At 33.2% G+C, this 13,257-nt stretch carries 12 protein-coding genes; 10 read left to right on the top strand and 2 right to left on the bottom strand.

All coding sequences use genetic code 11. The annotated features are described in order from the left end of the window. The first annotated feature begins 43 nt into the window (after positions 1–43). The 9 genes from Q4Q40_RS23595 to Q4Q40_RS23555 all read left to right on the top strand — a co-directional run bounded on the left by Q4Q40_RS23595 (position 44) and on the right by Q4Q40_RS23555 (position 9,569). Entirely contained in the window at positions 44–655 is a 612-nt protein-coding gene (locus tag Q4Q40_RS23595) for a fumarylacetoacetate hydrolase family protein (RefSeq protein ID WP_303304522.1), read from the top strand. After that, positions 656–997 carry an Hpt domain-containing protein gene (locus Q4Q40_RS23590; RefSeq protein WP_303304521.1) on the top strand — a complete coding sequence of 114 codons (342 nt, stop codon included), beginning with the start codon at positions 656–658 and terminating at the stop codon, positions 995–997. Continuing rightward, the gene (locus Q4Q40_RS23585) at positions 997–2,247 is read left to right on the top strand and encodes a competence/damage-inducible protein A (protein WP_303304520.1); all 1,251 of its coding nucleotides are present in this window, start codon (positions 997–999) and stop codon (positions 2,245–2,247) included. Before Q4Q40_RS23590 ends, Q4Q40_RS23585 begins: the two co-directional genes overlap by 1 nt. Positions 2,248–2,329: 82 nt before the next feature. Next, a complete protein-coding gene (rpmB, locus tag Q4Q40_RS23580) occupies positions 2,330–2,566 on the top strand; it encodes a 50S ribosomal protein L28 (protein ID WP_303304519.1) in 237 nt (78 codons plus the stop codon). A gap of 24 nt (positions 2,567–2,590) precedes the next feature. Continuing rightward, on the top strand, positions 2,591–2,773 hold the full coding sequence (rpmG, locus tag Q4Q40_RS23575; protein ID WP_303304518.1) for a 50S ribosomal protein L33: 183 nt from the start codon (positions 2,591–2,593) through the stop codon (positions 2,771–2,773). Positions 2,774–2,779: 6 nt separating this feature from the next. After that, positions 2,780–2,932 (top strand): DUF4295 domain-containing protein, encoded by a 153-nt coding sequence (locus Q4Q40_RS23570; protein ID WP_303304517.1) that lies wholly within the window; start codon positions 2,780–2,782, stop codon positions 2,930–2,932. A 165-nt stretch (positions 2,933–3,097) separates the two neighbouring features. Then, entirely contained in the window at positions 3,098–4,051 is a 954-nt protein-coding gene (ftsY, locus tag Q4Q40_RS23565) for a signal recognition particle-docking protein FtsY (RefSeq protein ID WP_303304516.1), read from the top strand. A gap of 367 nt (positions 4,052–4,418) precedes the next feature. Then, entirely contained in the window at positions 4,419–4,847 is a 429-nt protein-coding gene (locus Q4Q40_RS23560; protein WP_303304515.1) for an SRPBCC family protein, read from the top strand. Positions 4,848–5,219: 372 nt separating this feature from the next. Continuing rightward, on the top strand, positions 5,220–9,569 hold the full coding sequence (locus Q4Q40_RS23555; protein ID WP_303304514.1) for a T9SS type A sorting domain-containing protein: 4,350 nt from the start codon (positions 5,220–5,222) through the stop codon (positions 9,567–9,569). Positions 9,570–9,824: 255 nt separating this feature from the next. Here Q4Q40_RS23555 and Q4Q40_RS23550 read toward each other — a convergent pair whose 3' ends face one another. Next, positions 9,825–10,907, bottom strand: a complete 1,083-nt coding sequence (locus Q4Q40_RS23550; RefSeq protein WP_303304513.1) for a serine hydrolase domain-containing protein — start codon at positions 10,905–10,907, stop codon at positions 9,825–9,827. A gap of 153 nt (positions 10,908–11,060) precedes the next feature. On the opposite strand from Q4Q40_RS23550, the gene rimO reads away from it, so the two are divergent. Beyond that, the gene (gene rimO, locus Q4Q40_RS23545; protein ID WP_303304512.1) at positions 11,061–12,365 is read left to right on the top strand and encodes a 30S ribosomal protein S12 methylthiotransferase RimO; all 1,305 of its coding nucleotides are present in this window, start codon (positions 11,061–11,063) and stop codon (positions 12,363–12,365) included. 272 nt (positions 12,366–12,637) lie between these two features. Here the strand turns inward: rimO and Q4Q40_RS23540 are convergent, their stop codons facing one another. Then, positions 12,638–13,015, bottom strand: a complete 378-nt coding sequence (locus Q4Q40_RS23540) for a DUF3703 domain-containing protein (RefSeq protein ID WP_303277261.1) — start codon at positions 13,013–13,015, stop codon at positions 12,638–12,640. Positions 13,016–13,257 lie beyond the last annotated feature (242 nt).

The following is a 13,257-nucleotide window of genomic DNA, read 5'->3' as shown; positions in this document are numbered from 1 at the left end:
TTCTAGAAATGAAATGGTCTGTATTCTCTTAATATAAAAGAAAATGAAGCTTATATGCATTGGTAGAAATTATACCGAACACATAAAAGAATTAGAAAACGAAAAACCGACAGATCCTGTTGTTTTTTTGAAACCTGATACTTCAATCTTATTAAAAAAACAACCTTTTTTTATTCCAGATTTTTCAAATGATGTACATTATGAGGTTGAGGTTTTAATAAAGATCAATAGAGTAGGGAAGCATATTGATAGAAAATTTGCCCATAAATACTATAAAGAAATTGGGTTGGGGATCGATTTTACAGCACGCGATTTACAAAGTGAATTAAAAACAAAAGGTCTGCCATGGGAAAAAGCTAAAGCTTTTGACGGAGCCGCAGTAGTAGGAAAATGGCTAGCAGTGAGCGAATTTGAGGATGTTAATAATATTAATTTCTCATTATTGCAAAATGAAAACACTGTTCAAAGTGGTAATACAGGTCTTATGTTATGGAAAATGGATGAATTAATAGAATATGTGTCAAAATATTTTACTTTAAAGATTGGAGATATTATATTTACAGGCACGCCAGCAGGAGTTGGCAAAGTATTTGCAAACGATAAATTAAAAGGTTTTATAGAAGACAAAGAAATGTTTTCAATAATAGTAAAATAAATGGAGCAACATTATAAATTATTTAGAGTACGAGAATTAGCCGATAATGATGAGGATTTTATAAAAGCTTTGGCCGAAACTTTTTTAGTAGAAGTACCAGAAGATGTGGAGCGGTTAAAAAAAGCAGTAGCTGAAGAAGATTACTATAACGCGTATCAAGCAGCTCATAAAATGAAACCAACAATAGATTTGTTCGAATTAGGTGTGCTTGACATCTTAATTGAGGTTCAAGATTGGGGTAAATTTGAAAAAAGAGACTTAGATATCACAACTCAATTAAACACTGTGATCTCAGCGGTAGAGTATGCTATTTCTGAAATAAGATCAGATTTCAATTTATAATGCTAGCCGAAATAATTACTATTGGCGATGAACTTCTTATCGGTCAAGTAACAGATACCAATTCAGTATTTATAGCAAAACAACTTAATAAAATTGGTATATCAGTTTATCAAATAACCTCTATTCAAGATGATAAATCACATATTCTAAAAGCTTTAAGGGATGCAGAAAACAATGTAGATATTGTTATTCTTACAGGAGGTTTAGGTCCCACAAAAGATGATATTACTAAAAAAACCATTGTTGAATATTTTAATGATACTTTAGTTAAAAATGCTTCTGTTTTAAAGAATATTGAATATATCTGGAAGCATTATGTTGGAGGCGCTCTTTTACAGGCAAATAAAGATCAGGCTCTAGTACCATCAAAAGCACAGATATTAATGAATAAACTAGGAACAGCTCCTGGTATGTGGTTAGAGAAAGATGATAAGGTTTTTGTATCGCTTCCTGGTGTGCCTTATGAAATGAATGCATTGATTGAAAACCAAGTTATACCCAAGTTAAAAGATAAGTATAATTGCCCCTTTATTTTGCATAAAACCTTATTAGTATATGGCTTAGGAGAAAGTGCATTAGCAGATAGAATAGCATCTTGGGAAGATGCTTTACCAAAACATATTAAACTAGCATATTTACCAAATTTAGGTAAAATGAGATTGCGATTATCTGCGAAAGGGGACGAAAAGGAACAAGTTGAAGAAGATGTTCAAAAAGAGATAGACAAAGTATTGCCTTTAATTAAAGAGGAGTTTTTTGGTTTTGAAGATGAAGAAGGCTCAGTTGAAATAATCATAGCTAAACATCTAACTAAAATTGGGAAAACATTAGCGATTGCTGAAAGTTGTACAGGAGGAACAGTGGCAGAACGCTTCACTGTAAATTCTGGAGCTTCTGCCTATTTTAATGGAGGTGTCGTAACATATTCTACAGAATCTAAAATAAACGTTTTAAACGTTTTAAGAGAGGATATCGAAACATACTCGGTGGTAAGTTCACAAGTGGTAGAATCTATGGCAAAAAATGCGTTACAATTGTTTCAATCAGATTTTGCAATAGCAACAACAGGAAATGCAGGTCCAACCAAAGGAGATTCTGATGCCGAAGTAGGTACCGTTTTTATAGCCATTGCTACGAAAACAGGCGTGTATTCCGAGAAATTTAACTTTGGAAATCATCGCGTAAAAGTGATTAGTAAGGCAGTAAATAAAGCACTGGAAATACTACTAAAAGAAATTTTTAAAAATTGATTAGAATTAGGTTGCTGTAAGTCAAAGAATTTGTATATTTGCACCTCGATTTTAAGCAACAAAAAAATTAAAGTTATATATCATGTCAAGAGTTTGTGAACTTACAGGAAAGAAGGCAATGGTTGGAAACAACGTTTCTCATGCATTAAACAGAACAAAGCGTAAATTTAATGCGAACTTGTTAAAGAAACGTTTTTACATTCCAGAAGAAGACAGTTGGGTAACTTTAAAAGTTTCTGCAGCTGCTTTAAAAACGATTAATAAAATAGGTATATCTGCAGCAATTAAGGAAGCAAAATCTAAAGGATTTTATAAATAATAGCTGCATTTAATAAGTAAAGAAATGGCAAAGAAAGGTAACAGAATACAAGTAATTTTAGAATGCACAGAGCATAAAGAATCTGGTAAAGCAGGAACTTCAAGATACATTACTACTAAAAATAAAAAGAATACGCCAGATAGAATGGAGATTAAGAAATTTAATCCTATCCTTAAACGTATGACACTTCATAAAGAGATAAAATAATAAGTTATGGCAAAGAAATCAGTAGCATCATTACAAACTGGATCTAAAAGATTAACAAAAGCTATCAAAATGGTGAAGTCGCCAAAAACTGGTGCTTACATGTTTGTTGAATCCATTATGAATCCAGACCAAGTTAACGACTTTTTTAGTAAAAACTAAAATAAGTACGTTTCAAGATATTATAAGCTGCTTTCTTTTTAAGAAGGCAGCTTTTTTATGTTTATATTTGATAGATTTTCTGACATAATTGCAGAAAAAAACTTGTGGTGCGAAAATTGACATGAGTAATAACTAAAATAAACAAGAAAAGAATAAACTTAAAATATGAGTTTTTTTAAAAAAATATTTACATCAGAAAAAAAGGAAACCTTAGATAAGGGGTTAGAAAAATCTAAATCCAGTTTTTTTGGTAAACTGAGTAAGGCTGTAGCAGGAAAATCTAAGGTAGATGATGAGGTTTTAGATGATCTTGAAGAAATTTTAGTCTCTAGTGATGTGGGAGTGAATACGACACTTAAAGTTATAGAGCGAATTGAAGCGCGTGTTTCAAAGGATAAGTACATTGGAACTGAAGAGCTGAATGTTATTCTTCGCGAAGAAATTGCGGGTTTATTAAGTGAAACAAATTTAGGAGAAGAAACAGAGTTTATTGTTCCGCAGGACAAAAAACCTTATGTTATGATGGTAGTAGGGGTTAACGGAGTAGGTAAAACAACTACTATTGGTAAGTTAGCCTATCAATTTAAAAAACAAGGATTAAAAGTGGTACTTGGTGCAGCTGATACTTTTAGAGCAGCAGCAATAGATCAACTTCAAGTTTGGGCAGATAGAGTAGATATCCCTTTAGTAAAACAATCTATGGGTAGTGATCCTGCATCTGTAGCTTTCGATACCTTAGAAAGTGCCGTTACACAAGATGCTGATGTTGTGATTATAGATACCGCTGGACGTTTACATAATAAAGTAAACTTAATGAATGAGCTTACTAAAGTAAAACGGGTTATGCAAAAAGTGGTAGCCGACACACCTAATGATGTATTATTAGTATTAGATGGATCTACTGGTCAAAATGCATTCGAGCAGGCAAAACAGTTTACTGCAGCCACAGAAGTAACGTCATTGGCAGTTACAAAGTTAGACGGAACAGCAAAAGGAGGCGTGGTAATTGGAATCTCAGATCAATTTAAAATTCCAGTAAAATATATTGGCGTAGGTGAAGGTATTGAAGACCTTCAAGTGTTTAATAAGTTTGAATTTGTAGATTCTTTTTTTAAGTAAATGTGAAACGTATTTTCTCTCAAAGAAATTTAAGAGTATTATCCGTTTTTACATTAGTTTATGCTGTGTTGGTTGTTATAAATCGATTTTTTTCAATAGCCATGTCTTATTTTGATTTCAATAGAAATCCTTTAATCCCAGATTATTTAGTAAAGTATATTGCATTTCCAGGATATTTTATAATTCCATTTTTTGTTGCTATTATTATTTTAATATATTGAGAATTAAAAACTCAAAAGATGAGTATATATATTATTATTTTATGCTTTTCTTTATCTGTTTTATATTATTTCTTTTGGGGAGAAATAGAACTATTTATTCATTCTTTTAACCCCTATCGGAAATAAAATTGTAAATTTATAGGTATATGAGTTTTAATATCTACCATAACCTCTTAATTAAAGCTTCTTTAAAAGAAGTTTTTGATACCGTTTCACAGCCTGAGCATCTAAATAATTGGTGGACATTAAAAAGTTCGGGATCACCTAAACTAGATTCCGAATACAATTTAAATTTTACAGAGGCTTACAATTGGTTTGGTAAAGTGTGCAAAGTAAAAAACAATGAGTCTTTCCACTTAAAAATGATACAATCTGATAAAGATTGGAATTCAACGACTTTAGGTTTTGATTTAGAAATTAAAGATACTAGTACTTTAGTTAAATTTAGTCATGTTAATTGGACAGTAGATAATCATCATTATAGGCATTCTTCATTTTGCTGGGCGATGTTACTTAATGGTTTAAAAAACTACTTAGAAAAAGATATTATTATTCCTTTTGATAAACGAAACTAATCGTTAAACATTAATCCTTGCCTTATATTACTTAATCTGGGTTTAAACACTCTGCTTTTTCGTTAAAAAACCTATTAAAGTGAGTTCGATGCTTTTTGTATTGTATTGACTATTATATAATTGTAAAGTCGATTGCAGTCGAAACCTATTTAATTTGAAGTCATTTAAGGATCCCTCAATTATGCTTAAAGATACAGGTCTCTAATTATTAGTTAGTTACCAGTTAAAATCGTGATTGCTATCATACAACAAATTAGGTTATTATTAATATATGTAATCCTTTACATGAATATAATGTTTTATTAACCGTCAGATTATACTGTATTTGACTATATTTTTTTTAATTTAATAGCACCTTAAATTCAAAAAAATATGAAACGTATTTATTCTAAAAGAAAGCATATTGTTGTTATAGCAATTACCTTTTTATGCGCTTTAGTTATGAACTCACAAGTTGTTATTACTGGCGTTTTCGATGGCTCTTTGCCTGGAGGTTTACCAAAAGGAGTAGAGCTATATGTTACAGAGAATATATCAGATTTAAGCATTTATAGTATTGGATCAGCTAATAACGGAGGCGGTAGTGATGGCGAAGAATTTACTTTCCCAGCTGTTTCTGCAAATGCAGGAGATTTTATTTATGTAGCATCTGAAGCAGTTGAATTTTTAAACTTTTTTAATTTTCCACCAGATTACACTACAGCTGCATCTAATATTAATGGAGATGATGCCATTGAGTTATTTAAATCTGGTGTGGTTATTGATGTTTTTGGAGCTATTGATGTAGATGGGACTGGTCAATTATGGGAATATTTAGATGGTTGGGCATATAGAAATAATACAACAGGACCAGACGGAAGCTCTTTTGTAATAACTAATTGGTCTTTTAGTGGAATTAATGCTTTAGATGGAGAAACATCAAATGCTAGTGCAGCAATTCCTTTTCCTGTAAGAAGTTATGGAGGAGGGGGAACCGTAGATGGTGAGGGACCTTCAACACCTGCAAGTTTAATAGCTTCTAATACAACATCTACAACTACAGATTTATCCTGGGTTGCTTCAACAGACAATGTTGCCGTAATAGCTTATCAAATTTTTGATGGAGTAACTTTAATAGCGTCTTCGGTAGGAACAACATATAGCGTTATAAATTTAACACCAAATACAAATTATACATTTACAGTAAAGGCTATTGATGCAGCTGGTAATGTATCTTTAGCAAGTAATGATGTAAACGTAACGACCTTAGAAGATACTACACCACCTACAACATCAGATCTAATAATATCAGGTGTTATTGATGGACCTCTTTCAGGAGGTGTGCCAAAAGCTATAGAACTTTATGTCGTTAATGATATAGCAGATTTAAGTCTGTATGGTTTTGGTTCGGCCAATAATGGTGGTGGTACAGATGGGCAGGAATTTACACTTTCTGGTTCTGCAAATGCTGGAGATTTTATATACATAGCTTCAGAAGAAACAGGATTTACAAACTTTTTTGGTTTTGCACCAAATTTCACAAATAGTGCTGCCAATATAAATGGTGACGACGCCATTGAATTGTTTTTCAATAATAATGTGGTAGATGTTTTTGGAGATATTAATGTTGATGGTTCGGGGCAAGCATGGGATTATGTAGATGGTTGGGCGTATAGAAATGATGATACAGGGCCAGATGGAACTACTTTTGTGATTAGTAATTGGTCATTTAGTACACCAAATGCTTTAGATGGTGCCATGTCCAACACATCTGCTGTAACACCTTTTCCTTTGGGTGGTTATGGACCAGATTTAATAATAACAGGTGTGATAGATGGACCACTTTCGGGAGGTGTGCCAAAAGCTATTGAGTTTTATGCGAAACAAAATATTCCAGATTTGAGTATATATAGTTTTGGATCTGCAAATAATGGGGGTGGTTCAGATGGAGAAGAGTTTGCGTTTTCTGGTTCTGCAAACGCAGGCGATTTTATATATGTGGCTTCAGAAGAAACAGGATTCACAAGTTTCTTTGGATTTGCACCAACATTTACCTCTGGTACTGCTAATATAAATGGCGATGATGCTATCGAATTATTTTTTAATGGAGACGTTATAGATGTTTTTGGAGATATAAATACAGATGGTTCTGGTGAAACGTGGGACTATCTAGATGGCTGGGCTTATAGAAAAGATGATACAGGTCCTGATGGTAGTACATTTGTTGTAACTAATTGGGAGTTTAGTGGTACTAATGCTTTAGATGGAACAACAGTAAATACTACGTTTCCTGTTGGGACTTATGGCGGTGGCGGTGTAAGCGAACCTATAGAACTCGTATCAATACTAAATGCCAGAGCTTTAGATAAGCTAGGAACGTTAGTAAAAGTAACAGGAGTTCTTACAGTAGCAGACGAGTTTTCAGGATCAGCCTATTTGCAAGATACTACTGGTGGGATCGCCATTTTTGATCAAATGGTTCATGGGGATGGTATTTTTAAAATTGGAGATTCAATAACTGTAACGGGAACAAGAAGTGTATTTAATGATCAGATCCAAATAAGCCCAGTTACAGAAGTAGAGCATCATGGGCTTCCAAATGTATCCATAGAACCATTGGTTATCACATTAGAAGAATTGTCTAATCACCCAGCAGAATTGGTTAAAATTTTAAACCCTAGTTTTCCAAAACCAGGAGATATTCTTTTTGGAAACTCCAATTATGTTTTAACCGATTTGAGTGGATCTGGAGAGTTAAGAATTGATAATGATGTAGAGACCATAGTAGGTTTAGAACAACCAGAAAGCTGTGATGAAATTATAGGTGTTGTGGGACGTTTTTTTGAATTGTATCAATTGCTTCCTAGAATGAGCGCTGATATTAGTTGTGCTGGAACATATATCCCTCCTGCACTTCCTATAGAGATTCCAAAGGAGAAAACTTTAGATGTTGTAACATGGAATATTGAATGGTTTGGTGATGAAGCAAATTCTCCTGCTGCAGGAAATCCGATGTCTGATGCTATTCAAAAAGATAGTGTTAAGGTGGTAATTAATAAATTGAAAGCAGATGTATTGGCTGTTCAAGAGATTTCAGATGATGCGCTGTTTGCGCAGTTAGTAAGTGAAATTCCAGGATATGATTATATACTTTCACCAGCAGTATCAAGACCTAATGATCCTGGAGTTAAGCAAAAAGTTGGATTTATTTATAATACGGCTACCGTAAATGTTACAAATACTAGGGTATTGTTAGAATCTATTCACCCTTTGTATAATGGTGGTGATGATTCAGCTCTTGTTAATTACCCAAGTACTACAGATCGTTTTTATGCCAGCGGACGTTTACCATTTTTAATGACTGCGGATGTTAATATTGATGGTGAAACTGAGCAATATAATTTTATTGCTTTGCATGCTAGAGCGAATAGTAGTTCAGATCCTCAGAGTAGATACGATATGAGGAAATATGATGTTGAGGTATTGAAGGATAGTTTGGATGTTCAATACCCAACGGCAAATATTGTTTTGTTGGGAGATTATAATGACGATGTAGATGTTACTGTAGCAGACGTTACTACAACCTTAACAAGTTATGATGATTATGTAACAGATACTACTAATTATAATATAATAACCAGTGCTTTAAGTGCCGCAGGATTCAGATCTTTTGTCTCAAGAGAGAATATGATTGATCATATTGCTATTTCTAATGAGTTGAACGATAATTATATAAATGAATCTGAGCGTGTTCATTATGAGTTTTATGATAGTGATTATACCAGAACTGCATCAGATCATTTTCCTGTATCTGCCAGATTACAATTAAAGTCATTAGATATAAATGAGCTTGTGTATACAGACGTCACTTGCTTTGGAGCGTCAGATGGTACGGCAACACTAACAGTTTCTGGTGGTATTGCTCCTTATAGTTATAAATGGGATGATAGTGCTATTTCTTCAAATAGCATTAATGGCTTAGATAGTGGAAATCATATAGTAACAATAACAGATGCTTTAGGGAACGCCCTTACCGAAGCATTTAATATTTTAGAATCACCTGAATTAGAAGTAACTACTACCAGTAATACAATAGTGTACTATGGTTATGCATCACAAGCTTGTACCTTATTAGAAGTTACAAGCGTAACAGGAGGTGTGGCACCATATACTTATAAATGGAGCACTGGAGAAACTCAGGAAACCCTAGAGGTTTGTCCTGAAGAGACAACAACATATAGTGTTACAGTTACCGATGCTAATGGTTGTACAAAAATAGCGACTATAGAAGTTGCTGTAGTAGATGTTGCTTGTAAATCAAGAACAGACCAATATAATGGGGGATCCCAGAAATATAAAAAACCTAAAACGCAAGTTTGTTATAAAAGGAAAACTTTATGTGTAAGCCAGTATGCTGTCGAAGCTCTTTTAGCAAGAGGCGCTTATCTAGGGGCTTGTAGTGATGATAATACATTGCCCAAAGTTACGTTTAAAGTATTTTCAAACCCTTTTGTTAATGACACTCATGTTGTATTAAATAGTACTATTAAAGCAGATGTAGAATTAAAGATTTACGATTTCTATGGACAGCTTTTAAAAGCTTCTTATCACCAAATTAGTGCAGGTAAATCTAATATCAAATTACAGTTAAGTGATTTAAGATGTGGTTTTTATTATTTAAAGACCAAGATTAATGGAAAAAAAGCTAAATCTAAAATTTTAATAAAACGTTATCGGTATTAGTAATTAATGTCATAATATTAAAGAAGTTGTCTAAAAAGTGTTATTCTATGTAAAAGATTGGTCATTCAGAGCATTCCGACAATTGTCGGAGTCGAAGAATCTTTATAATTAATCTCTAAAGATTCTTCAGTCGTACCTTCTTCTGAATGACACCCCAATTACGTCATTTCACCCGCTTGCTAAAATTTTAGCAGATGTCTCTAAATGACAAAGTTCATTACTTTTTAGACAGTTTCTTTTATTTATAAACAGGCTTTAATCAGTCAAAGCATTTATTTTTTCCCATAAATCATTATCAAAAGTTGAGAGTCCAAAGGTTGAATCGTTAGCAGCATTACCCATTCTTACAATAACTAATTTTTTACTAGGAACGACATAAATCTTTTGATCATTTTTACCTAAAGCGGCATACAAGTCTGATGGAGCGTTTGGTATTAATTCACCATCAAACTCAAATTGTAAGGAAGGTAAATGATAGGAGTCTTTTCCGTTTAACCACCATAAATAGCCATAAGATTTATTGATGTCTTGAGACGTGTTGGTGGCATCATTTAAAAAACTTTCAGAAATAATTTGTGTGTTTTCCCATTTACCCTTAGCATAAATAAGTAAGCCAAAACGCGCCATACTTCTTGTATCACTCCAATATACATTTACGTTGTTTGATGCGAGCCAACCATTAGGAAATCCAGACATACCAATTTTATCTCTTAGTTTCGTGTTAAAATAGCTATTCCAAGTTTGGTTACTAGCTACAGTAACTACATCTTGCATTTTCACATATACATTATGATAAGCCCATCTGGTGCCTGCATCAGCTATATATTGAAGATTTTCGGGTGATACATCGTTGCCTAAGCTATCATCTAAACCAGAAGTCATAGATAATAAATGTTTGCAAGTAATTAGGTTTTCTTTATCGAGTGACGCACTGGTCCATCCGGTTCCTAAATAATCTGATACTTCATCATTTATATCTAATAAACCTTCATCTTGTGCAATTCCAGAAATGGTTGATGTTAATGTTTTTCCAGCACTTGCCCAATACCAAAGTGAAGTCTCTTCATGGTCATTCATATAGCTTTCAACTACAATTTTACCTTCATGTAGTATCATAAAACTTTTAGTATTTTGACTTTCTAAGAAGTCTAAAAGTGGTTGCAGTTGATTTTCATTCCAACTTAAATCTGTAATAGATTTTGTTTCCCAAACATTAGAATTTATCGGAGGAAAATAAAGAGCATCACTTATAGAGTCTTGATTAGAAGTATCGTCGTTTGAAGAACAATTAAAAAATAAAATAAAGGCTATTGGAAAAAAATAGGGAAGCTTTTTCATAACGTATAATTTTGTTTAAGACGGATAAATATATAAAAGGTTTAATAAAGGCAAAAAACCGAAATTAAAAATCGTGTATCATTCCGTATCTTTGCACACTAAATTGAGTATCGTTATTAATTAATAAGAGCTCCACTAGAGTGGGAAAATAGTATGCGCACAAAAACGCTTAAAAAAAATAAGATTAATGTAATAACACTTGGCTGTAGTAAAAATGTTTACGATAGTGAAGTGTTAATGGGACAACTTAAGGCTAGTGGTAAAGATGTTGTACATGAAGAAGAAGGCAATATTGTAGTTATAAATACTTGCGGATTTATTAATAATGCCAAGGAAGAAAGTGTGAATACGATCTTAGAATTCATGCAAAAAAAAGAAGCTGGTGCTGTTGATAAGGTTTTTGTCACTGGATGCCTTAGTGAGCGTTATAAACCAGACTTGGAAAAAGAGATTCCGAATGTAGATGCGTATTTTGGAACGACAGAGTTACCAGGATTATTAAAAGCTTTGGGAGCTGATTATAAACATGAATTGATAGGTGAACGTTTAACAACCACACCTAAGAATTATGCCTATTTAAAGATTGCAGAAGGGTGCGATAGACCTTGTAGTTTTTGTGCGATCCCCATTATGAGAGGAAAGCACAGAAGTACACCTATTGAAGAGATTGTTATTGAAGCTGAAAAATTAGCAGCAAATGGCGTTAAGGAATTAATACTTATTGCTCAAGATTTAACGTATTACGGTTTAGATTTATACAAAAAAAGAAATTTAGCGGAGTTACTTGAGGCTTTAGTAAAAGTTGATGGTGTAGAATGGATTCGATTGCATTATGCGTTTCCAACAGGTTTTCCAATGGACGTATTAGAGGTGATGAATCGTGAACCTAAAGTTTGTAATTACTTAGATATTCCATTACAACATATTTCTGATTCTATATTAAAAAGTATGCGTCGTGGTACTACTAAGGAGAAGACTACCAAATTACTTAAAGAATTTAGAGTAGCTGTTCCAGATATGACTATCAGGACAACGCTTATTGTTGGATATCCTGGAGAAACTGAGGAAGATTTTCAAACATTGAAACAATGGGTTACAGATATGCGCTTTGAACGTTTAGGCTGTTTTACTTATTCTCATGAAGAAAACACACATGCTTACAATTTGGAAGATGATGTGCCAGAAGAGGTAAAGATTGAGCGTGCTAACCAGATTATGGAAATACAATCACAGATTTCGTGGGAACTCAATCAAGAAAAAATAGGTAAAACTTTTAAAGTAGTTATCGACAGAAAAGAAGGAAATTATTTTATTGGGCGTACTGAGTATGATTCACCAGATGTTGATAACGAAGTGCTGATTGACGCTACTAAAACCTATTTAAAAACGGGAGAATTTACTACAGTGAAAATCATTGAAGCCGAAGATTTCGATCTTTATGGCGAAGCGATTGTTTAAAGTTGATAGGAGCTATAGACAAAAAAATGCTTTAGAGTTGTTTTGCAAATTCAAATTTTAAATATGTGCCTGTTTCACAGGCTAAAAATATGTCAAAAATACTTGTTTTTTGTATTTAAATAAACATAATCGACTGATTTTTAGATATATTTTATTAATTATTATTGAAAAAACCATAGATTCACTCAAAAGTCAGAGCCTTGGTGTTCAAAGCATATAGCGTTGGCCTATCGGCACGCCATATGCTTAGTTATTACCCAACGTTTTTATTTTCAGACTAAATTAATTCCAGCTTTCGTAAAAATATCTTGCAATTCTTTTTCAATCGGAAATGGCTTTAAAGGCGGAACATTCGCTCCTCCAGGATTTCCAACTGGAATTTTTCCAACAAAGGATTTTACACCTCCAAAAATCAGACGTGGAATTTGTCCGATTATTTCTTTTCCGCTTTTGATTTTAATTCCGAATTGGAACATTTTCCAATGCACAAAAGTATGAGTATACGGATATTTTTGTCCGATTATATGAGCTCTTTCCAAATGATTCCACGCACATTTTAAATTTCCATTTGAGTATTCAGTTCGGTATTTTTCCAATTCCGCTTTATAGTATGGCTTTAGACTTTTGGGTATCGAAGTGTAAAATTTCATATCCGTTTTTTAAAGTTTTCTGTTCGGTTTAAATTCTAACGCTTTGTTTTTGAAATGTTCGTTAACGTTGAGTATATGAAGCGTAGCCTGCCGATAGGCGGCTATGATTTCATATATAGTGTGTGTGCCCAGCATGGGCATCTTTTAATTACCGAAAGGTAAATAAATAATCTAGAGGGTGCAAGTCCCTTATGCGCAGGAGTAACGTCTTGAAGCATTAGTAAGTCGCAAGGGTGAAAATC

Source organism: Flavivirga jejuensis (assembly GCF_030540765.1).
GTDB classification, from domain to species: domain Bacteria; phylum Bacteroidota; class Bacteroidia; order Flavobacteriales; family Flavobacteriaceae; genus Flavivirga; species Flavivirga jejuensis.
The sequence above is the reverse complement of the archived record's forward strand: the minus strand, read 5'-3'. Positions and strand labels throughout refer to the sequence as shown.

What these genes read in the sequence shown, in the direction of transcription:
- Q4Q40_RS23570 (WP_303304517.1), top strand. Translation starts at nt 2,780, where the DNA reads ATGGCAAAGAAATCAGTAGCATCATTACAAACTGGATCTAAAAGATTA.
- Q4Q40_RS23585 (WP_303304520.1), top strand. Translation starts at nt 997, where the DNA reads ATGCTAGCCGAAATAATTACTATTGGCGATGAACTTCTTATCGGTCAA.
- Q4Q40_RS23590 (WP_303304521.1), top strand. Translation starts at nt 656, where the DNA reads ATGGAGCAACATTATAAATTATTTAGAGTACGAGAATTAGCCGATAAT.
- Q4Q40_RS23595 (WP_303304522.1), top strand. Translation starts at nt 44, where the DNA reads ATGAAGCTTATATGCATTGGTAGAAATTATACCGAACACATAAAAGAA.
- rpmG (WP_303304518.1), top strand. Translation starts at nt 2,591, where the DNA reads ATGGCAAAGAAAGGTAACAGAATACAAGTAATTTTAGAATGCACAGAG.
- Q4Q40_RS23560 (WP_303304515.1), top strand. Translation starts at nt 4,419, where the DNA reads ATGAGTTTTAATATCTACCATAACCTCTTAATTAAAGCTTCTTTAAAA.
- Q4Q40_RS23550 (WP_303304513.1), bottom strand. Translation starts at nt 10,907, where the DNA reads ATGAAAAAGCTTCCCTATTTTTTTCCAATAGCCTTTATTTTATTTTTT.
- rpmB (WP_303304519.1), top strand. Translation starts at nt 2,330, where the DNA reads ATGTCAAGAGTTTGTGAACTTACAGGAAAGAAGGCAATGGTTGGAAAC.
- Q4Q40_RS23555 (WP_303304514.1), top strand. Translation starts at nt 5,220, where the DNA reads ATGAAACGTATTTATTCTAAAAGAAAGCATATTGTTGTTATAGCAATT.
- Q4Q40_RS23540 (WP_303277261.1), bottom strand. Translation starts at nt 13,015, where the DNA reads ATGAAATTTTACACTTCGATACCCAAAAGTCTAAAGCCATACTATAAA.
- rimO (WP_303304512.1), top strand. Translation starts at nt 11,061, where the DNA reads ATGCGCACAAAAACGCTTAAAAAAAATAAGATTAATGTAATAACACTT.
- ftsY (WP_303304516.1), top strand. Translation starts at nt 3,098, where the DNA reads ATGAGTTTTTTTAAAAAAATATTTACATCAGAAAAAAAGGAAACCTTA.